At 42.1% G+C, this 21,574-nt stretch carries 20 protein-coding genes; 8 read left to right on the top strand and 12 right to left on the bottom strand.

All coding sequences use genetic code 11. The features are described 5' to 3' along the window. Nucleotides 1-27 precede the first annotated feature (27 nt). A complete protein-coding gene (locus tag JO943_RS03065) occupies nucleotides 28-939 on the top strand; it encodes a thiamine phosphate synthase (RefSeq protein WP_202739943.1) in 912 nt (303 codons plus the stop codon). Between the two features lie 2 nt (nucleotides 940-941). On the opposite strand, the gene JO943_RS03060 is transcribed toward JO943_RS03065, so the two are convergent. After that, the gene (locus tag JO943_RS03060) at nucleotides 942-1,487 is read right to left on the bottom strand and encodes a hypothetical protein (protein ID WP_005230908.1); all 546 of its coding nucleotides are present in this window, start codon (nucleotides 1,485-1,487) and stop codon (nucleotides 942-944) included. A gap of 21 nt (nucleotides 1,488-1,508) precedes the next feature. Beyond that, nucleotides 1,509-3,923 (bottom strand): penicillin-binding protein 1B, encoded by a 2,415-nt coding sequence (mrcB, locus tag JO943_RS03055; protein ID WP_005230907.1) that lies wholly within the window; start codon nucleotides 3,921-3,923, stop codon nucleotides 1,509-1,511. Between the two features lie 234 nt (nucleotides 3,924-4,157). Here mrcB and JO943_RS03050 point away from each other — a divergent pair, with 234 nt between their 5' ends. Both JO943_RS03050 and JO943_RS03045 read left to right on the top strand, forming a co-directional pair. Further along, nucleotides 4,158-5,066: an NAD(+) kinase gene (locus JO943_RS03050; protein ID WP_032869750.1), complete on the top strand. Its 909-nt coding sequence runs from the start codon at nucleotides 4,158-4,160 to the stop codon at nucleotides 5,064-5,066. After that, nucleotides 5,063-5,335 carry a YeaC family protein gene (locus JO943_RS03045; RefSeq protein WP_005230905.1) on the top strand — a complete coding sequence of 91 codons (273 nt, stop codon included), beginning with the start codon at nucleotides 5,063-5,065 and terminating at the stop codon, nucleotides 5,333-5,335. The genes JO943_RS03050 and JO943_RS03045 overlap by 4 nt, the downstream gene beginning before the upstream one ends. 172 nt (nucleotides 5,336-5,507) lie before the next feature. On the opposite strand, the gene JO943_RS03040 is transcribed toward JO943_RS03045, so the two are convergent. Then, nucleotides 5,508-5,777 (bottom strand): hypothetical protein, encoded by a 270-nt coding sequence (locus tag JO943_RS03040; protein ID WP_202739942.1) that lies wholly within the window; start codon nucleotides 5,775-5,777, stop codon nucleotides 5,508-5,510. Nucleotides 5,778-5,897: 120 nt separating this feature from the next. Further along, complete coding sequence (locus tag JO943_RS03035) at nucleotides 5,898-6,896, bottom strand: glycosyl transferase family protein (protein WP_202739941.1); 999 nt, start codon at nucleotides 6,894-6,896, stop codon at nucleotides 5,898-5,900. Nucleotides 6,897-7,143: 247 nt separating this feature from the next. Here JO943_RS03035 and JO943_RS03030 point away from each other — a divergent pair, with 247 nt between their 5' ends. Beyond that, nucleotides 7,144-8,289: an acyl-CoA dehydrogenase family protein gene (locus tag JO943_RS03030; RefSeq protein ID WP_005286359.1), complete on the top strand. Its 1,146-nt coding sequence runs from the start codon at nucleotides 7,144-7,146 to the stop codon at nucleotides 8,287-8,289. Between the two features lie 50 nt (nucleotides 8,290-8,339). On the opposite strand, the gene JO943_RS03025 is transcribed toward JO943_RS03030, so the two are convergent. Further along, on the bottom strand, nucleotides 8,340-8,966 hold the full coding sequence (locus tag JO943_RS03025) for a hypothetical protein (RefSeq protein ID WP_202739940.1): 627 nt from the start codon (nucleotides 8,964-8,966) through the stop codon (nucleotides 8,340-8,342). A gap of 116 nt (nucleotides 8,967-9,082) precedes the next feature. Continuing rightward, nucleotides 9,083-10,021, bottom strand: a complete 939-nt coding sequence (locus JO943_RS03020; RefSeq protein WP_202739939.1) for an alpha/beta hydrolase — start codon at nucleotides 10,019-10,021, stop codon at nucleotides 9,083-9,085. Between the two features lie 195 nt (nucleotides 10,022-10,216). On the opposite strand from JO943_RS03020, the gene pheA reads away from it, so the two are divergent. The 4 genes from pheA to JO943_RS03000 all read left to right on the top strand — a co-directional run bounded on the left by pheA (nucleotide 10,217) and on the right by JO943_RS03000 (nucleotide 15,886). Beyond that, the gene (pheA, locus tag JO943_RS03015) at nucleotides 10,217-11,326 is read left to right on the top strand and encodes a prephenate dehydratase (protein WP_004772565.1); all 1,110 of its coding nucleotides are present in this window, start codon (nucleotides 10,217-10,219) and stop codon (nucleotides 11,324-11,326) included. A gap of 75 nt (nucleotides 11,327-11,401) precedes the next feature. Next, nucleotides 11,402-13,651, top strand: a complete 2,250-nt coding sequence (locus JO943_RS03010) for a bifunctional prephenate dehydrogenase/3-phosphoshikimate 1-carboxyvinyltransferase (RefSeq protein ID WP_202739938.1) — start codon at nucleotides 11,402-11,404, stop codon at nucleotides 13,649-13,651. 287 nt (nucleotides 13,652-13,938) lie between these two features. Further along, nucleotides 13,939-14,322 carry a hypothetical protein gene (locus tag JO943_RS03005; protein ID WP_005286345.1) on the top strand — a complete coding sequence of 128 codons (384 nt, stop codon included), beginning with the start codon at nucleotides 13,939-13,941 and terminating at the stop codon, nucleotides 14,320-14,322. A 103-nt stretch (nucleotides 14,323-14,425) separates the two neighbouring features. Next, nucleotides 14,426-15,886 (top strand): aminoacyl-histidine dipeptidase, encoded by a 1,461-nt coding sequence (locus tag JO943_RS03000; protein ID WP_005230897.1) that lies wholly within the window; start codon nucleotides 14,426-14,428, stop codon nucleotides 15,884-15,886. Nucleotides 15,887-15,904: 18 nt separating this feature from the next. On the opposite strand, the gene JO943_RS02995 is transcribed toward JO943_RS03000, so the two are convergent. The 6 genes from JO943_RS02995 to JO943_RS02970 form a co-directional block, all read right to left on the bottom strand. Continuing rightward, entirely contained in the window at nucleotides 15,905-16,474 is a 570-nt protein-coding gene (locus tag JO943_RS02995; protein ID WP_005230896.1) for an RNA 2'-phosphotransferase, read from the bottom strand. Between the two features lie 12 nt (nucleotides 16,475-16,486). After that, nucleotides 16,487-17,536 (bottom strand): RNA 3'-terminal phosphate cyclase, encoded by a 1,050-nt coding sequence (rtcA, locus tag JO943_RS02990; protein ID WP_202739937.1) that lies wholly within the window; start codon nucleotides 17,534-17,536, stop codon nucleotides 16,487-16,489. A gap of 258 nt (nucleotides 17,537-17,794) precedes the next feature. Beyond that, nucleotides 17,795-18,253: a DIP1984 family protein gene (locus tag JO943_RS02985; RefSeq protein ID WP_004806564.1), complete on the bottom strand. Its 459-nt coding sequence runs from the start codon at nucleotides 18,251-18,253 to the stop codon at nucleotides 17,795-17,797. Continuing rightward, entirely contained in the window at nucleotides 18,253-18,957 is a 705-nt protein-coding gene (locus JO943_RS02980; RefSeq protein ID WP_202739936.1) for a DUF4145 domain-containing protein, read from the bottom strand. The genes JO943_RS02985 and JO943_RS02980 overlap by 1 nt, the downstream gene beginning before the upstream one ends. A gap of 68 nt (nucleotides 18,958-19,025) precedes the next feature. After that, a complete protein-coding gene (locus JO943_RS02975; RefSeq protein WP_199973054.1) occupies nucleotides 19,026-20,294 on the bottom strand; it encodes an RtcB family protein in 1,269 nt (422 codons plus the stop codon). 297 nt (nucleotides 20,295-20,591) lie between these two features. Further along, on the bottom strand, nucleotides 20,592-21,554 hold the full coding sequence (locus tag JO943_RS02970; RefSeq protein ID WP_202739996.1) for a ribonuclease Z: 963 nt from the start codon (nucleotides 21,552-21,554) through the stop codon (nucleotides 20,592-20,594). Between the last annotated feature and the right edge of the window lie 20 nt (nucleotides 21,555-21,574).

Below are 21,574 nucleotides of genomic sequence, written 5' to 3'. Positions count from 1 at the left end.
ATAAAAGATGAGAGATTTTAGTCTGTTATGACCAAAGCTACAGTTGATGTTGCAATCGCAATTTTATTACACAAAACCAAAGTATTGGTCGGCTGGCGACAGGCCAGCCAGCATCAGGGCAATAAACATGAGTTTCCTGGTGGAAAAGTTGAAGCCGGTGAAACACCAGGGCAGGCTTGCCGCCGTGAGATTTATGAGGAAGTGGGCATCGGTTTAAAGGACTGGCATGTTTTTGATGTGATCCGTCATGAATATGACGACATTATTGTGAATCTGCATTTGTTTCATGCCTATGTGCCCGATGAATTGCTTGATCTGATTCATCAACCGTGGGGCTGGTACAAACGTGAGCAACTGGCCGAGTTAAATTTTCCGAAGGCCAATGATGCCATTTTACAACGTTTGATCTGGCCTCATCTCATCAAGATCAGTGATCAAATTGATGCCTTGCCGCAACAACAGGCGCTCTTGTATTGGCGTACTGATTCTGCTGATATTGATCAGATCCAGTCGCAGCTTTTAAGCTTGAGCGATGCGCAATTACAGAAATTGATGATCAATGTCGATCTCTGGCAGCAACTGGATGCTGCATTACGCGATAAAATCTCAACCATTCATTTAAAGCAATCACAATTGATGAGTTTCAGTAAAGCTGGCTTGGTCGTAGGGAAGCGCTTTATCGCAGCTTGTCATGATGCGGTCTCTTTGCAACATGCCCATCATATTGGTTGTGATGCGGTGTTGTTAAGTCCGGTACAGGCCACTGAAACTCATCCTGATGCGAAAGAATTGGGTTGGGAGGGTTTTGATGAGCTCGCCCGAACCAGTGATATTCCTGTGTTTGCCTTAGGGGGGGTTGCACCTGCTGAATTGAAACAAGCCCAAAAGCATCATGCTTATGGGCTTGCCGGGATTCGTCAGTTTAGTGCAATTGACTAGGATTAGAGTGCCTGAAGGGCTCTACGCGCTTCTTGGGCCTTCACCGAATGATTGCGGGCTTCACTGGCTTTCAGAATAATTAACCACAATTGCTTTTTCATGGCATTGCTCTGCGCATAACTTAAGCCACGGCGGGCCAATGCTTCTGCATTGGCATATTCTTTACGTTGATCGGCAATCATAGCCAGATACAAATAGGTTTCCGTGGCCTGTGGCGCGATACGTTGTGCCTGAAGGGCATAACGTTCAGCTTCTGCCAGTTGTTGCTGTTTATAAGCGACCTGGGTTTTTTGCATCAAGGTTTTAAATGCCGGCAGTTGGCTACCATCATTAAACTTTTGCTGCACCTTTTGTTGCGGCACAACCACAGGAACGCTTTGACGCTTAATCTCTTTTTGATCATAAGGCGTGATTTTCACTCCGGAAGAGGATTGGCTTTCCTTTTTCGGTGGGTGAGTTGGCGTGGTCTTGGTTGGCGCCTTTTCAGGTGCCGTGGTACAACCCGCCAGTATAAGCATTCCAATAATAACTGCTGTTTTCTTGATCATGTTCAATTATCCTTTTGAGGCTTAGTTCTCACCGTTACCGTTATAACTACCGCTGGAAATCACACGTGCCGGGCTACGATTGGATAAGTCTGTATCCATCTGGTTTTCACTTTCACGAATATAGTTACCAATGCTATCGTCCTGCTGATCACCCTGTGTTTCATCTGTTTGTGGAATATAGGTCGGTTCCACTTCATAATGAGACTGGCCACACAGCGTGGCACGACGTGGCACAGTTTGGCGCATTAAAGGAATATACATTGCGCCATCACAGCCTTGCGCAGATAAATCACCGCTGGCGCTATCAATCCATTGCCATTGCACATTATCGGTTTGACGCAGATTAACAGGCTCTTGACGAAGCTGTTTCATCACATTGGTCCAGACTGGTAATGCACCAGATGAACCGGTTAAGCCAGTGACTTTGTTATCATCCAGACCTAACCACACCACTGCCACATGATTGCCTGAATAACCTGCAAACCATGAATCTCTGGTGTCATTGGTGGTCCCGGATTTACCCGCCAGATTTAAAGATTCAGGTAAGCTGTTATAGGCAGAACGGCCGGTACCAGAACGCATCACCTGTTGTAAGCCAAAGTTCAGGATATAGGCAGCAGCAGGGTCAATGGTCTGTTGTACATTTAAGCCATAACGCTCAAGCAAATGACCTTTGGCATCCACCACCGTACGGATCGAGCGAGGCGGATATTTAAAGCCACCTGTCGCAAAGTTGCTATAGATGCTCAAGACTTCCATCGGTGACATATTCACTGCGCCCAGATAAATCGAAGGGTAGGCCGGAATATCTGAAGTCACACCAAACTGTCTTAATTTATTGCTAAATGCAGATAAACCAAATTCATTGCCTAAACGGACAGTGGATAAGTTGTATGAGTTTGCCAAAGCTTGTTGCATTGGTACAACACCATGCTCACCACCGCTATAGTTTTTCGGAGTCCAGCTCTTATCACCATCAATTGGAATATTGACGGCACTGTCTTCAATCGGGCTGGCCCATGTGTATCGGCCTGATTCGATTGCATTCAGGTAAATGATCGGTTTAAGCAAAGAACCGACTTGACGTTTGGCATCAAGCGCCCGGTTAAAACCGGTAAAGTCCTGAGTTGAACCTACGGCTGCAACCAGTTCACCATTTTCAGGATGGGCAACCAGTACCGCACCTTGCAGGTTTCTTAAACGGCCCGGGTTGGCATTGGCTAAACGGCTAACGGTACTCTTAAATGCGTTCTGCACCTGAGTCTGTGCGATGGGATCAAGGGTTGTGAAAATTCTCAGGCCTTGATTGGTAATATCACTCTCCTGATATTCGGTACGAAGTTGACGACGGACAATATCCAGGAAATCAGGGAATTTTGCAGGACCTAAGGTTGGCTTGCTGACCACATTTAATGGACGGGCAATTTCATCTTCATATTCTGCATCAGTCAAATAACCCATCACCTTCATGTTGTTTAAGACAACATCACGACGTTTTTTCGCTGATTCTGGATTACGCCATGGATTATACAAAGAAGGACCTTGAACCAGACCCACCAGGAAGGCCTGTTGGGAAATATTCAGTTCACGCAATGGTAGACCGAAGTAAAATTGTGATGCCAAGCCGTAACCATTAATCGAATAGCTACCATTTTGACCTAAGTTCACTTCATTTAAGTAAGCTTCCAGAATCTCGTCTTTGCTGTAATGTAATTCAATCAATAGCGCCATGAGGGCTTCATTGACCTTACGTTTCAGTGTCTTTTCCGGTGAAAGATAGAAATTTTTGACCAACTGCTGGGTTAAGGTTGAACCCCCTTGGCGACGTCCACCTGTTACATTACTGACGACAGCACGTGCAGTACCACGGATCGAAAGACCATGATGGTGATAGAAGTTACGATCTTCCGTCGAGATCAAGGCTTCGATCAGGGTTTTAGGTACTTTATTCAGTTTAATGAGAACGCGGTCTTCATTATGTTGCGGATAGATACCACCGATCAGTAAAGGTTCTAAGCGAGCAATCCCTGTATTTGAGGGTTTGGTAGAGCGCACTTCACTGACTTCGCCATTGGCAAAGGCCAGTTCCAGCACCTGTTCAGGTTCGGTACTGTCGCCATAATCAAAACCACGGGTATGCACATACATCTGGTTACCCTGAACTACATAGCTACCAGACTTGTCGTAGTTCGCCGTATTCTTATATCCCAGTAATTTTAACTCTTGGGTAAAATTATCCTGAGTAATCGGTGCATTGGCATAGATTTCCAATGGGCGAGCAAACACCTTGGCAGGGATATCCCAACGCTGACCTTCAAACTTGTCACGAATAATATTATCCAATCGGATCAGATAGATACTAAAGGCAACAAAGACACCTATCACTAACATTGAGAAAATGAGTGCTAGAAAACCAATACCACGTTCAAACTTCATAGATTTGCGTTAAAACCAAAACAATGACGGTAATGATGCGATAGCTTATTGTCATTTTGCAATCATAAAACTGTGAATAAATAGCAACATGCAATAAAAAGTTTAAGCATGTGTTGACATTAAAGGTATAAAAAAGCAACGGATAGACATTTTTATACTTTTTAATCAATCATCAACGCAACATAGGTTGTTAATGATATGATAGTCGATAACCGCGACGGAGCTGAATTATTCGTGCAAATTTCACATAAATCCTTTCGAAATATTGGTCTCATTGGACGACCAGACAAGTATTCTGTAGTAGAAACGTTATGTTTAATTCATGATCATTTGATCAATTTAGGCTTAAACCCCGTTTTTGATCAGGAAACAGCAAAACTTGTCCCCTATAGTCATGGCCAGACCGTGAGCCGTAACTTGCTGGGTGAAGTCGTTGATTTAGTGATTGTGGTGGGTGGTGATGGTTCATTGCTCCATGCTGCACGTGCTTTGGTACGCTATAGTACGCCTGTGCTCGGCATTAACCGGGGGAGACTCGGCTTTTTAACCGATATTAAGCCCGCCGAAGCCATCTTTAAACTGGATCAGGTGTTACAAGGCCAGTTCCAGCTGGACCGCCGTTTCTTACTGGAAATGGAAGTGCGTACCAATGGTGAAACCATTTATGATGCGATTGCATTGAATGATGTGGTGTTGCACTCAGGTAAATCGGTGCATATGATCGATTTCGAGCTGAATATTGATGGGCAATATGTCTATCGTCAGCACAGTGATGGTCTGATTGTTTCAACCCCAACGGGTTCGACGGCATATGCACTTTCAGGCGGAGGACCGATTCTGCATCCAAGTATGGATGCGATCGCACTGGTGCCGATGCATCCGCACACCTTGTCATCACGTCCTATCGTGGTGGGTGGACAAAGTGAAATCAAGATTACCATCCGTGAAAATCGTGTTCTGCCGATGGTGAGTGCCGATGGTCAACATAGTGTTGCATTAAATGTAGGTGACACGGTGCATATCCGCAAACATCCGTTTAAACTAAGCTTATTACATCCACCAGGTTATGACTTTTATATGGCATGCCGTACCAAATTAGGGTGGAATCAAGATTTTGAATCTTTTCAACAGGATGACTCATGAATATTGAACAAATGCTCGCTATTTTAAATCCTGAAATTGTTGAGCGTCTTCGTACTGCTGTTGAAATTGGTAAATGGCCAAATGGCGTTGCACTCACCAAAGAACAGCGTGAAACTTGTATGCAGGCTGTGTATGCGTGGGAAATGGAAAATTTGCCAAAAGAACAGCGCAGTGGTTATATCGACCGAGGCACCAAAAAAGATGGTGAAGAGTGTGATGACGACCATCACAAAAATGAACCTGAATTTAAGCCGATTCGTTTTGTTTAGTTAATATAAGTAGTATTTAAAGCGATGATTTTAATAAAGTCATCGCTTTTTTGTTTTCAGGTTTATATTTGATTCAATAGTTGTATGATTTCGATATATTAACTTGATAAATTTTTATGAATTATCATTTAGTTAATTTGGCATCTCACTACACAGTAGTGAGATGAGTAGATTAAACAGAATATCCTGCCTCTCTCATTTGCATAATAATTGAGTCGTCAAATTGCTTATCAGATATTCCTCTAACTGACTTAATACTTTTCCAGTGCCAAATTAAAGATAGAGATTTGCCATCTAAAAGACAAAATTCTTCGAGGAAAATAGAAGCCAAATCATGTTTATCTAATTCTAGATTAGCCGTTAGTATACGATTTAATACAACACTTGGTTTTTCACCTTGCAAGATTAATTTCAATTGATTTATATCTTCAGAATGCGACATATTTTATATCTCCCCATTCTCCAGTGTTTTTAACTTGTGTACTATCTGTCCTGTCTAACTAGTAGTTTTTCTATAAATATGCCTTAGATAAGTTAAGACTTAGTATTTAAGTGACTATATCTACTTAAAACGACTTTCCCAAAGCTCTTTCGCTTTGTTCATTGCTTCATCATAAGTACTGACTACACCCATGGTATACAACGCAATTCCCATGGTTTCAACGACTGCCAATTCACCATATTCATGCGTCTGCTCACCCAGCCAGACTGCTTTAAACACAGCCAGATCTAGTTCTTCTTCAATCGGACTACGGTCTGGTGTCAATTTTGGAAGTTCGTATTCGTACAACTCACCATTTTTAATCCCGCAAATCAAGGTCTTGGCATCAGGATTACGTTCAAACTCACCACCTTCACCTTTAATCACGGCACTGTTTTGATAACCTAGACGGAAAGCAGTCTGCTGATGTGAACTACGATAAGCAGGGTGGAAAATAGCTTGTAAAGTGGCTTTGGCATTAAATGGATTAATCAGGCGGGCCAGTGTGTGAATTGGAGAGCGAAGTCCCATCACATTTCGCAGTGAAATCAGGTCACATAAAATTGGTGAAATCGCTTCTAGTGGCAGGTAGGCAAAGTTGTGCTGTTCTAGTTGCTCTCGGACATCCTGTTGATTCTGGCAAATAGAATAGCCTAAGTATTGCAAAACCTGCTCAGTATAAACACGGTTAATGGTATGACCCGATGCGCCATGCATCACAATTTTATAACCATGATGCGCTAAAGTGAGTGCTGCCAATAAGAACCAAGGATAGTGTTTACGTTTGCCTGCATAAGACGACCAGTCCAGATCGACCTCAAGTGGCTGAAAGTTGAGTTGATCACGCGTGGCTTGAACAAAACCTGCCAGTTCATCAACGGATTCCTCTTTAACACGTAACAGCATCAAGAAGGCGCCAAGCTGAACATCCAGTACTTCATCTTGCAAGATCATGCTAAAAGCCTGATAGGCCTCTTCATAACTCAGTGAACGTGAACCGGTTTTACCTTTACCCAAAATACGAACATATTGAGCAAATGGATGTTCTGCAGTTTTATAGATATTTCGTTTTGTGTTCATGGCCGTATTGAAGGTTGTCACTGAGAATGAGATCAATATGACATAAAATCGGGTCCGGTAGCATAAAAAAACCAGCAAGCTGTTTAATCAATAAGCAACTGTGGTTTAAAGAACCAAGATGCAAACAAAATTATTGACCGAATCAGTCTAGTGATTTGATGTAAACGGGACATGACATCCTATCTAAAAGTTATTAGCATGACTGCGAACGAATTTTTAAGAACAAAGAAAGCGAAAGGAAATAATGATGTTAGCTTACGATGCAGATTTGGAACTCTTCCGTGATAACTTTAAGCGCTTTATGAGCGAGCAGATCGCACCGCATTATGATCAATGGGAACGCGAAGGCATCATGCCACGTTCAGTATGGACGGCATTGGGCGAAAATGGATTTTTGTGTGTCGATGTTCCGGAAGAATACGGTGGTTATGGTGTGCCAACCCATTATTCACTCATGTTGGTCGAAGAGTCGGCGCGTGCGGGCTACTGTGCATTATCAACTGCAATTTCATGCCACTCTGAAATCGCTGCACCTTATATCCAGCACATTGCAACAGAAGAACAAAAACAGTACTGGCTGCCAAAAATGGTGTCAGGTGAAGTGGTTGGTGCCATTGGCATGACTGAACCCGGTGCTGGCTCAGACTTACAGGCGATGCGTACCAGTGCCATTTTGCAAGATGACCACTATGTGCTAAATGGCTCGAAAACCTTTATTTCAAATGGCCAGCATGCCGATCTGGTGGTGCTTGCAGTGAAAACTGATCCCCAAGCACGTGCTAAAGGCGTGTCTTTGATGCTGGTGGATACTCATCTGGAAGGTTTTAAAAAGGGCACTAACCTCGACAAAATCGGTTTACATTCACAAGATACTTCAGAGTTGTTCTTTGATAATGTCAAAGTACCGAAAGATCAATTACTGGGTCAGGCAGGGCAAGGGTTTGCTTACTTGATGCAGGAACTTCCACGTGAACGTACTGCGATTGCGGCCACCGCTTTAGGCGCAATTCGTGGTGCAATTGACTTGGCAACGGCGTATGTTAAAGAGCGTCAGGCCTTTGGTCAGGCAATTTCACAATTCCAGAATACGCGTTTTGTCTTGGCACAAGCGAAGATTGATGAGTTGGCAACTGCTGCTTTCTATAACCAAAATGTTGAGCTATATAACGAAGGTAAACTGGATGTAGAAACTGCTGCGGCATTGAAGAGCTTCAGTACTGACATGCAAATGAAAGTTGCAGATAATTTGCTTCAGTTATTTGGTGGTTATGGTTATATGACTGAATACCCGATTTCACGTTTCTTCGTTGATGCGCGTATCCAGCGTATTTATGGCGGAACCAACGAAATCATGAAAGAAATCGTGGCGCGTGGCATTATCGGTAAAGCTTAATCTGCATTTATCTCGTCAAACAGCCTGCTTGAAAGCGGGCTGTTTTATTTTCACTCTTTGTTCGATTGATGAAGAACTGGATAATTTTGCTGTTTAGGCAATTGCTGTAAGGCTTGATTGATCTTGTGTAGAAACTCATCGGCTTCATCTTGCCGAAAAATATCTTCTGTATATTCAGTGCGTTGTTGAAAGCGGCCACAGCCTCTTATTTCCATATTAGATGGATTAAATGACCAGTCATTTGGATTTTTTAAGTAAATACTTAAATCACTTTCACAACTTTTCCATAAATTTAAGAACACATTCGATTGTTCTGATTTAAATCCCATTGCAGGGTAGACGCGAAAACCTTTCATTTCGGGATTTGAAAATTGAAAAAACTTATCAACCGGCATACCTCCCCAGACAATTGCGGTATTTTCTGGCAAGGTGATGCCTGTTAAGTTCTGTTCTTTTAAGGAATGAGTTTGCTGATGCTTTTGTCTAAAGTGTTGTGATTGATAAGTCAGTTTGGTTTGAGACGGGACAGGTATTCCACGCACCTGATTACTTATCGGGGTGATAAAGTAAGGTGATCGATCGGTGCCATTGCAACCTGCAATCATGGGGCAACCGCTACATGCGCTTAAACCGATACTGATCAAGCTCAATAAACCTAAGCCGAAAATCTTATTCATTGTATTTACTGTTGTTATGACATCTTCTTGCAGTATAACCAATCTATTCTATAGAAAAGTTCAAATTTGAGCGGAACAAATAGCCCGCTTAAATTTAGCTATGTTTATTCAGGACATTATGGTGTTGGTTCATCAAATAGATTTGAACAACTTTGTGGCTGACAACCTGCCAACATAATCGCTTTCGGTAAGCTGGCATACATATTAGTCAAATGCTGTTCAGCAGGATGTCGATAATTCCAGAACAAGAAATGCTTTGAACGTTGCTGATTAAAGTTTTGATAGAAGTTGTTCTGCTTTTGCAAGGATTCAGCATCTGGTGTTGGGCTTCGTCCATGTTCATGCGTACCCACTGTGGTCATCAGCATGATCTCTTGAGCACGATTTGCTTTATTGTTTAACCAGTCCTTTTGTTTGTTGAGTAGTGCATAATTATCAAACCAGAGTGAAGGGCTGGCGGCAATATAACGCTGGAACATGTGTGGTTGGCTAAAGAAAGTGTGTAAAACAAACAGTCCACCAAAGGAGTGCCCAAATAAACTCTGTTGCTGTGAATTGACTTTAATTTTGGTTTGAATTGCAGGCTTTAGCTCTTTTTCTATAAATTGAATAAATTGGTCTGCACCACCATAAGTGTACTTGGCTTGCTTTTGAAACTCAGCCGATGTCTGGGGTGTATAGTCTAAAGCACGCTTTTCTACATCAAATGTGCTTTGTTTAGGATAACCAATCGCAACAATGGCGACCGGACTCAAACCTAAACGATTGGCTCCACCACCCACAGATTTAGCGATATTGGCGGCACTATCAAATGCGGCATTACCATCCAGTACATACAGCACAGGAAAACCTTGCTGTGGAGCTTCACCAGCAGGAACCGAGATCTGGATCAGATAATCATGCTGGGTATATTTAGATGCCAATACAAAGCTTTGCTGAATATTGGTCTGTGCTTTGAGAGGCGCTTTATTTGAACTCGAGGTGCTGGGTTGAGCAAAAGCCAGTGGTGTTGCCATGAGCAGAGAAAAAGTCAAAATCCCAAGATGTTTAAACATCGCTTTATTTACACCCATCAAAATTTTGACAAGTAATATATAATGAAAATCATTATCAATAAAGTTTAATCAGAAAAAGAGTTAAAACTCAGCGTGTTTAATGGCTAAAAGTATTGTTATACTCTAGCTCGGATAATCGATTCATAGATAGATTGTAATCCATTCTTATAGATGATTTTGCTGAGGCTGCATTCAATGGTAAACGATGGACAAAACACATCGAATTCACTTAATTTAGAACAAATTCGTAACGATATTGATAGTGTTGATCAACAAATCCAAGAGTTACTCAACCGCCGTGCGACACTGGCAGAAGCGGTAGCTAAAGCGAAATTTGCATCCGAAGAAAATCCACTGTTTTATCGTCCGGAACGTGAAGCGCAAGTGCTGCGTAAAGTCATGGAGCGTAATCAGGGCCCTTTGTCTGATGCAACCATGGCACGTTTATTCCGTGAAATCATGTCAGCATGTCTGGCGCTTGAAGCACCACAAAGCATTGCATTCTTAGGGCCAGAAGGGACATATACCCATTCTGCGGTGTTAAAGCATTTTGGTAAAGATGCGGTTGTGCGTCCATTACCGACCATTGATGAAGTGTTCCGTGAAGTTGAAGCGGGCAGCGCGCACTATGGGGTTGTTCCTGTAGAAAACTCATCTGAAGGGATTGTCAACCATACCCTGGATTGCTTTAAAGCATCGACAGTGAATGTGATTGGTGAGGTTGAACTTCGTATTCATCACCAATTCCTGGTATCTGAAAATACCCGTAAAGACAGTATTAAACAGATTTATGCGCATCAGCAAACCTTGGCTCAATGTCGTAAATGGTTAGATGCACATTATCCGGGCGTTGAGCGTGTTGCACTGAACTCAAATGCAGAAGCGGCACGCCGTATTCGTAACGAATGGCATTCTGCTGCAATTGCCTCTGATATTGCGGCAAGTATGTACAATCTTGAGATTTTACATAGCAATATTGAAGATAATCCTGAAAATACCACCCGTTTCCTTGTGATTGGTCGTGAGAAGATTCCTCAAAGCGGTAATGACAAGACCTCGTTATTGATCTCTGCGCATGATCGTGCGGGTGCTTTGCTGGAAATTCTTGCGCCATTTGCCAAGCATCAAATCAGCTTGACCAGCATTGAAACACGTCCGGCATTACCTGAAAAATGGGCCTATGTGTTCTTTATCGATTTAGAAGGACATATCGGACAGGAAAATGTTGCGGCGGCATTGGAAGAAATCCGTCCAATGGTGAAAGAGTTACGTGTACTCGGTTCATATCCAATCGCTGTTTTATAATCCCGTTTTATCGAATGGATAGATGACTTCGGTATCTATCCATATCAAAGTCGTCTCATTAGGCAAATATGTTTTATGTCTCAACCATTATTTAAAAAAGTTGCATTTATTGGGCTTGGACTGATTGGATCGAGTCTTGCCCGTGTGATTGTGGCAGAACAACTTGCATCTCAAATTGTGGCTTCAACACGCTCAAAAAAAACATTAGAAGATGCCAAGGCACTCGGCCTGATTCAACACGGTTATACGGCGCCTGAAGAAGCAGTTCAGGATGCAGACTTAATTGTTTTAGCCTTGCCTGTGCGTGCAACACAAAAAGTGCTGGAACAGATCAAGCCTTATCTTGCAGACAATGCCATTATTACCGATGTAGGCAGTACCAAAGGCAATGTGGTTGAAGCTGCAAAAGCAGTGTTTGGAGAAAAGCTACCAGCCGGTTTTGTACCGGGTCATCCGATTGCAGGTGCAGAACATACTGGTGTGCATGCGGGTAAAGTTGATTTATTCGTCAATCACAAAGTGATTCTAACGCCACTGCCGACCAGCACGGAGTGGGCGGTTGAAAAACTGGTTCAACTCTGGTCGGCAGCCAAAGCCGAAGTGATTTGCATGGATGTTGCTAAACACGATGAAGTGTTGGCACATACCAGTCATTTACCGCATTTAATGGCATTCAATCTGGTGGAACAACTGGCAAATCGTGAAGATAATCTAGATATTTTCCGTTATGCAGCCGGTGGTTTTCGGGACTTCTCTCGCATTGCAGCCAGTGATCCGCAGATGTGGCATGACATTTTCTTTGCCAATAAAACCGCAATTTTGAATGCGGTTAATGGCTTTGAACAGCAATTATCCGTTTTAAAGAAACTGATTGAACAGGAAGATTCGCAAGCGTTGATGGGGCTATTGGGCCACGCGCAGGCAGCACGCCAACATTTTAATCATATGTTAGCCAAAAAACCTTTGATGGAGAAAAACAAGGTGACACAGCAATTTAGTATTTTACCGGGAAAGAAAACATTTACAGGTAAATTCACCGTACCGGGTGACAAATCTGTGTCACATCGCTCAATTATGTTTGGTGCGATTGCAGAAGGTACCACCCATGTGACCGGCTTTCTGGAAGGTGAAGATGCACTCGCAACTTTGCAGGCATTCCGTGACATGGGGGTGAGCATCGAAGGACCGAAGAATGGTGAAGTCACTATTCATGGTGTGGGCATGCACGGTTTAAAAGCGCCAGCAAGCGCTTTGTATATGGGTAACTCAGGCACCAGTATGCGTTTGCTGTCTGGCATGCTGTCTGCGCAAAAATTTGATTCAGTCATGACGGGTGATGCCTCATTGTCTAAACGTCCAATGGAGCGTATTGCCAAACCACTTCGTGAAATGGGTGCACTCATCCAGACTACAGGCGAGAAAGGTACGCCACCTGTGAGTATTACCGGCAGTCAGGCACTTAAAGGAATTCAATACGATTTACCGATGGCGTCTGCTCAGGTGAAATCAGGTATTTTATTGGCGGGTTTATGGGCTGAAGGTGAAACGTCGGTGACTGAACCAGAACCAACCCGTGATCATACTGAACGTATGTTACGTGCCTTTGGTTATGATGTAAAAACTGAAGGCAATAAAATCTCGCTTGTCGGTGGTGGCAAATTAGTCGGTACTGATATTCGGGTGCCTTCAGATATTTCGTCAGCTGCTTTCTTTATGGTCGGTGCTGCGATTACCGAAGGTGCCGATGTGGTGCTGGAAGCGGTTGGGATTAACCCGACGCGTACAGGGGTGATCGAAATCCTCAAGCAAATGGGTGCTGACCTGACGGTTGAGAATGAACGTATCGCAGGTGGTGAGCCGATTGCAGATATTCATATCAAAGGTTCAAGAACCCTGAAAGGCATTCACATGCCAGAAGATCAAGTGCCTTTGGCCATTGATGAATTCCCGGCATTGTTTATTGCTGCTGCATGTGCAGAAGGTCAAACCGTGTTGACGGGTGCTGCTGAGCTTCGTGTCAAAGAATCTGATCGTATCCAAGTGATGGCAGATGGCTTGAAAATCATGGGGATCGATTGTACCCCAACCGAAGATGGCATTATCATCGAAGGTAAAGGTAAGTCTGGGGATTGGTCACCGATCTTTACAGGTGGTGAAATTGAATCACATCATGATCATCGTATTGCCATGAGTTTTAGCATGGCGGGTCTACGTACTTCAGGTGAAATCACCATTCATGGAACCGAAACCGTAGCGACAAGTTTTCCAACCTTTACCGAACTTGCAAATTCGGCCGGATTGGATTTAAGTGTAGTCAATCAGTAATCTGATTTGTGTAAGGCAGCATTCAGCTCAAGATGGTTGAATGCTGCTTTTTTTATGTATTTATCGTTAAAAATAATTTGTTAAATGCCTTCACTCAGCGTTTAAATACTCAAAATGATGACTTTGCTGATGTACATATCTAATCGGGTCGAAATTTATCAATTTAACAATACAACTAAGACAATCAGCTAATCGTTTATAGACAATTGTATATATAATAATTCAGAGTATATACGTTGGATTTGGGTTGTGCTCCAGCCCTAAAATATAAAAATAGAGGGAATAGCATGAAAACCTTGCAATTTATCGCAGATTGCCCAAAACATGGAGTGGTCGATCATCCACCGAATGAATGCTATATCACGCAAGAATACGTGGCGGCATTGTTGTATAAACAATTAGAACAATATGGCTTCGATGCACAGCATATTCGTCATGAACATGAAAAAATTGAAGTATGTATCGACAATCACCAATTGCCGCTTTCGATTTTATGTTCGCAACAGGATACCGAAGGACATATTCTTTGTGAAATCTCAGCCAATCCACAGCAAGAACAAGCTTGGTTTGAGCGTATTGAGACACAAAGTATTATTCGTCAATTGGCCCAAGCCGTGGAAAATAGCTTAAAAGCAGAACATAGCTTTTCCCAGTTTGTCTGGAAAAGCTAAGACAGTTTTACGAATACAATCTTAAATGAAGTGATTTAACATCAAGACTGTTTAGGTGTATGGTGTATATTGATTTAAACGCTTTATTTGAGAGTATAGGTGCATGATACAGGTCGATTTTTCTAAATTATCTCCGCAAGTGGTCTGGCAACATTTCGAGACCTTATGTACGATTCCTCGACCTTCCAAATATGAACAACAACTCAGACAACATCTAAAAGATTGGGCGGAACAGCGCAACTTGCAAACCTATGTGGATGACATTGGTAATCTAATTATTCGCAAAGCTGCTACAGCAGGTAAAGAACACGTTGCAGGTGTGATTTTGCAAGGCCATTTAGATATGGTGACTCAGGCAAATCGCGGCACCCAGCATGATTTCTTCAAAGACCCCATTCAACCCGTATTAAAAGATGGCTGGCTGATTGCTGAAAATACTACACTGGGTGCCGATAATGGCATTGGAGTTGCACTGGCGTTAGCAGTATTAGAATCAAATGATATTGCGCATGGTCCGATTGAAGTTCTACTTACTATTGATGAAGAGGCGGGAATGAGCGGTGCCCGTTTACTTGAGACAGGCGTTTTAACTGGACAATGGTTATTTAATATCGATACAGAGGAATGGGGCGAACTCTATCTTGGCTGTGCTGGGAGTATTGACCTAGAAGTAGGACAGCCACTTGCATATGAAACAGCACCCGCTAATTTAATTTATGTAGATGTGCTAGTGTCAGGACTAAAAGGTGGACACTCTGGTGTTGATATTCATCTGGGGCGTGGTAATGCCAATGTGATTTTAGCCCATTTCCTCAATGAGTATTTGGCACAATCCAATGGTCGATTGGTTGAATTTGTCGGTGGAACAGCGCGTAATGCTATCCCGCGTGAAGCAGTGGCGACGATTGCAATTGAAACTGAACAACTGGCTGACTTAGAACAAGCAGTTGCAGCAATACAAGCTGAATGGCAGCAGAAACTGCAAGGCATTGATGAGCAGTTGCAAATCACCGCACAGCAAAATGCCAACCAGATAAACGAAGTTATTTCATTGCAGCAGCAACAAGCTTGGTTGCAGGCATTGGCAACATGTCCATATGGTATTGCACAGTGGAGTAGTGCTTTACCCGATGTAGTTGAAACCTCGAATAATATTGGTGTGGTCAAACTGACCAAAGATGAGGTCAAAACTTTGATTATGGTTCGTTCGATGGTGAACCAAGAAGCAGTGACATTCGCACATAATATTCAACAGCATTTTGCCAGCTTTGAAATTCAGTCAGAGTTAACGCCCTTAGTCTCAGGTTGGACACCGAATCCAGAATCGGCTGCATTGAAATGTCTACAACAAGCTTATCAATCTGCATTTAAGATTGAGCCAAACTTGAAAGTGATTCATGCGGGCTTGGAATGCGGCATTATTGCGGAGCATTATCCTGATTTGCAGATGGTATCGTTTGGCCCGGATATTCAAGGGGCGCATGCGCCTGGTGAACGAGTTAAAGTAGATACGGTAGATAAATGCTGGAAGTTACTGGTAACGGCTTTGGAGAGTGTAGCTTAATTTAATGTTGTAATCAGATCAGACCAATGATCCTGTCTTGGTCTGATCAATCAATGATAAATATTGTGTTGGTACATGTATTGTTAGCCAAACACCATTTTCTGCCTGATGAAACTCAAAACCATCTTTATACATTTGTAGTGTGTTAATCAAAAATAGCACAGGCTTACCATAGCGTTGGCCTACATTCAAAGCCGTTTCTTTATTTTCACTTAGATGCACATAATGGCGCTGTCCAGCGATTAGGCCTTGCGTCTGAATTGAATCTATAAATCGACTCGCTGTGCCATGATATAAATATTGTGGTGGCTCAAGCGCAATCATTTGCCGTTGTACCGTATTTGTTGAGTGGCCTTGCACAGCCCTGATCATCAAACCATCTTCTGAGATTTGGAAGCGTTTTTTATCATTTTGTTCTACGATGACTTGGAGTAATGCTTCATCTAGAGGAACATTGTGTTGTTGTGCAGCTTCAATAAGCTCAGCAATTTTTGCCCAGCCTTCTTGATCAAGTTGAAGCCCAATTTGTTCAGGCTTATGTCGTAATATCAGGCTTAAAAATTTGCTTATTTGAGTATGTTCTTTCATATTTAATATTCACTATTCTACGTTTACTTTGACCTGAAACAGGTTTTGGTCGAGTTCGATAAACTCAATTTCACAATCAATAAATTTTTCAATCATTGCAGCCTGTGTACGGGTATGTTCACTAATACATTGTGCCGTAAATTCACCACCGTGACCCAATGCCAAAGGTAATAACAACTGATCTGTCAAATACTCATCTACTACAGCTTGAGAATTAATATATTGCTTCACCTGTTCCGCCAAATGATTGGCAATTTGTTCTGCACTTTTGCGCATTTCACCTAAAGCAGTAAATAGCTGGATGTGATGCTGATGTTCAACTTTGACATACACCGTATTACCTTGGCTAATGCCGTTTAAATGAAACTGCTGTTGTGTATCCAGTTTTAGTCTTTTATTTAAGGTTGCCAGTTCCCGTTGTGCGATTTGTGCTTCTTCGGAAAGGTTGAGTACTGCCGCAAAAGCCTTTGTCGTTTGCAAAGTACCACGATCTAATAAATTTAACTTGTTTCGATGTTGCCAAGGTTGAATCTTGATTTGAATTTCACCAGCACCAATCGGGAAGAAGCCTGCTTTATTTAACTTAAACTCGACCGCTATTCCAAGTTTTTCTAATGCAGGCAAAAAGCACTGCTCGATAAAATCTGCCGTTGGCGCAAGCGGGTTGTGAGTGCCACCAAAAATAGTCAATTCACTCGCTTCATTTTGTAATAACAAAGCCGGTAAGAGGGTTTGTAAAACCAGTGTCGTACTTCCTGCCGAACCAATCTGGAATTGGTATTTTCCACTTTGTACATGCTGTGGTGCGAAGTACAAACGCTGGCTATGTAGTTCAGCACCTTCCACATAGGCCTGGCTGATGTGTTGGGATGCCTGTACACAGACCAGATGCTGACGCATTAAGCCTGGTTTTTTTCGCCCAGCACGAATGTTGATTAATTCAAATGCCTGACCTGTAATCATCGAAAGGGCAAGGGCAGTTCTTAAAATCTGTCCTCCACCTTCACCTTGTGAACCATCAATCTGGATGGTTGCTGGCATATTTGCCAAAGCTTTATTCACTTCTATTTTCCTTATTTTGTAATTTAATGAACATACTGTCAGTACATGGTAATGCGAAGTAACGTGTGACTTTGCTTTTGGCAAAGCTTTGCTAGGTACATGGTGCTGAGCCTAATCAGTGAAGATTGATGCACGGCTCACATGCTGCCATAGCCGCCTGAATTATTTTCAATCCCTCAGATCGGAGTAATGCAGGATCTTGTACTCGCCCAGTATGCCCAAACTGTGCTTGTGAACTAAATTCACAAAATTTGTTGTCTATTCGACTAAATCAATTTGCCAATTGGCAGCCTGAATCTTGATATTTAAATCGCGTAATTTCGCGCTGATATCATCGGCTTGTTTTTGCAAGCTAGAAACAGGGATAACCTTCTTCCATTTGATCTCACGTGAGCTATAACGATCCGGTTCACGATGGGTATTGGCAATCGCATCAACGAGGATCTTATGTTGTTCAGCATAACTATCGCGTAAGCTTAGTAGGGATAGCAATATTTTTCCATCTTCCAACTTGGCTTGTGCATTGGTCAAATGAATACGACAAATCAACTGATTGCTTTCTTGGGTTAAAGCAAATACTTGTTTGATCAGTTCATTTGGATCTTCGCTCGGTTCATCACCGTCTTGTACCAGTACATTGGCGTTGATCCGCTGTTTTAATGAAGCGAGCTTTTTTTGTTGATCGCTTCGCAGTAAAAGTGCTTCTGCTAATTTCATTATTCGTTTACCAATTTTGGAGTATTTTTTTGTTCAGCTTTTTTCGCATCTAGCCCAATTAAAGCTTCAAGTTGTTTTTGTCGTTCATATCTTGCGATGTACCATTCTTTCATCAGCATTTCGATCAAACTAATTAACATTTGAGCTTCTTGCGGATCAACATCAACAATTAAATTAATGTCTTTTTCCATGTGTGCGCCGATATTGCCAATTTTTCTTACCGCATCTATTGCCTGCCAAGTAATAGGGTCAACTCTATCTTTAATGGCATTGATTTCATCAATTAAACGAGATTTTGTTTCGCTCCAGAAATCACGAATCATGCCCTGTAAACATCTTCGTGATAAAGTTGCTGATGCTTTAGGACTAAGATCGCGAATCAAACAAGCTTCGTTGTAATCATCTAAAACAGCTTTAGGAATATAATCTGGAAACTGTTTTGCAAGTGAACTGGGTTTTAACTGCCACGTAAATAATGGATCACCATATGAACTACTACTGATGTCAAGATCATATGTATGGTGTAGGCTGCTATTTAATATAAATTGTTTACAATCATTATTTGGGCAAGTAATAGCTGTAAATGTAAAAGCAAGGTTTCCTTCAATGTTTCCTTTATTAAATTTAAAGCGATTACGATAAATATTTGAATCTGTAATAGTCGCGTTTTGATTGCAGTAAGGGCATGTCCACGAAAAAGCCATTTAGTTTCTCCTAAATTTAATCTTTTTTAAAGTTGTAATCTAAAATGAACATTTAGATCATACTATTTCTATCCTTTAACACACACTACTTGTCTTAGTGTATAAACCACTTCAACCAAATCTTTTTGTGCATTCATTACATCTTCAATCGGTTTATAAGCCGACGGAATTTCATCAATCACGGCTGCATCTTTGCGGCATTCCACACCGTCAGTCTGCGCAATCTGATCTTCTACGGTAAAGCGACGTTTTGCTTCAGCACGGCTCATGACACGACCTGCACCATGCGAACATGAACAGAACGATTCCTGATTTCCAAGCCCACGAACAATAAAAGACTTGGCTCCCATTGAACCAGGGATAATTCCATATTCTCCCAAACGTGCGCGTACAGCACCTTTACGCGTTACCATCACTTCTTCACCGTAATGCTGTTCCTTTTCCACGTAATTATGGTGGCAATTCACGGCTTCCAAGCGTGCTTGGAACGGTTTTGGGATAATCGTTGCTAAGGCTTTAATGGCAGACTGCATCATGATTTCACGGTTTTTCATGGCGAAGCGCTGTGCCCAACCGACAGCAAACCAGTAATCATCAAAATGCTCAGTACCTTCGACTAAATATGCCAAATCTTTGTTGGGTAAATTAATAAAATGCTTTTGCATATCTTTACGCGCTAGCTCGATAAAATGATTACCGATGGCATTACCGACACCGCGAGAACCTGAGTGCAACATAATCCAAACATGGTCGTGTTCATCCAGACAGACTTCGACAAAGTGATTTCCGGTTCCTAATGTTCCCAATTGTTTGCGGTTGTTGGTATTTTTTAGGCGAGGGTGCTTGGCACAGATCAATTCAAAGTCTGCCACTAAATCAGCCCAGGCCTGATCTACCATTTCAGGTGGAGTTTCCCAAGAACCTTTATCTCGTCCACGTTTGGTCATTCCGTGCGGAATCAAACGTTCCAGTTCAGTACGTAAAGCATATAGGTTATCTGGTAAATCAGAGGCGGTTAAGCTGGTACGCGTCGCCATCATCCCACAGCCAATATCAACACCGACGGCAGCTGGGATAATTGCTCCTTTGGTTGGAATCACGCTTCCGATGGTGGCGCCTAAACCAAAATGAACGTCGGGCATCACGGCCATCCATTTATAAATAAACGGCATTTGTGCGGTTTGTAGTAATTGTTGTTTGGAGTTGTCGTCAACAAGCACACCATTGGTCCACATTTTTACTGGCATACTCGTTTCATTTTTTAAAACTTGATAAGCACGTTGTTGCTGTTCTTGTTCAAATTGAGCTTGTTGGTTGATTTGTTCAACGACAGACATTTTCATTTTCCTTTCAAAGCCTGCCTGCCAAGCGTTTGCAGGCAGGTGATATTCACAAGATCCCAATGATGTTGTGTGTCTATACTGTTGCACTGACTGTGCCAACTTTTTTAAATTTAATTTTTATAATTAGTAAAGCATTGATAAATAATTAAAATAAAATTTTTGAATATATTTTAAGTTGTAATCAAGGCATGGTTTTAGTAAATTTTTTATATTCATTAAGATATAAAAATATCCTAAAAGATATATATGTTATTATGAGTTTTATCTAGCTCCTCACATACTGCAAACTTATTAAGTTTTTTTAATTTTTGTAAGTTGTCCTGTCTCCTCTAAGCTAAATTGATCAAAATCATGAGCCAAGTAGAAGTTGCCTTGATAGAATTTTCTAACTTCTTCAGCAATTGCTTGTTGCCCGGCATAGTCCTGATGGCGTGGACTAAAGTGCGTCAAGATCAGATTACTTAGCCCTTGCTGTTGAGCAAATTCAGCCACTCTCTTTGCAGAACTATGCATGGGGCCTGAACCCACTTTTTCTAAAACAGCTTGGGTGTAGGTGCTTTCATGAATGAGGAGTTGGGCATCTTGGCATGCTTGCGCTAATAACTCAGGACGATCATTATCTCCACCCACGATGGCATGTATACGTTGCGTCTGGATTTGAGTGAAATCAGTTGCTTTCAACGTTTGTTGATTAAACTGAATATCTTGACCGTGTTGTAAGTCTCCCCAAGCTTTACCTTTGGGTACGCCGAGTTGAACTAAAGCCTGTGTATCTAGTTTCTTTTGGGTGTAATGCACAATAATACTAAATGCAAAACTGGGTACGCGGTGACTCAGTGGATGAGCTTGAATCGAGAGTTCATCGGTTAACGATAGAATCTGAGTTGCTTCATTCACATCGATAAAGTTGAGTGGATAGGGCAAATGTAAATCCGTTAATTGTGCGGTAACCTCAATCCATTGTTGAATTTCTTTAGGTGCGATAATAGTTAAAGGCGCAGTACGGGCATTCATACCTGCACTGGCCAATAAGCCAACCAATCCATAACAATGATCGCCGTGAACATGGGTAATACAGATGGCAACTAGGCTTTGCAATGAAAGTTTGGCCTGTTGAATACGATGCTGTGTAGCTTCGCCAGCATCGACCAAGATCCAGTCTTTATTCTTGCTGTTACGGATGGCTAGGCCAGAGACGTTGCGTGTGAGTGTGGGTACACCAGAAGAGGTGCCTAAAAAAGTAAAATGAAGCATATTGTTGGAATTTTGCATTG

It is taken from the genome of Acinetobacter sp. 'aerobic (ED)', assembly GCF_904886855.1.
Lineage (GTDB): Bacteria > Pseudomonadota > Gammaproteobacteria > Pseudomonadales > Moraxellaceae > Acinetobacter > Acinetobacter courvalinii.
This window is presented reverse-complemented; position numbering and strand designations above follow the sequence as displayed.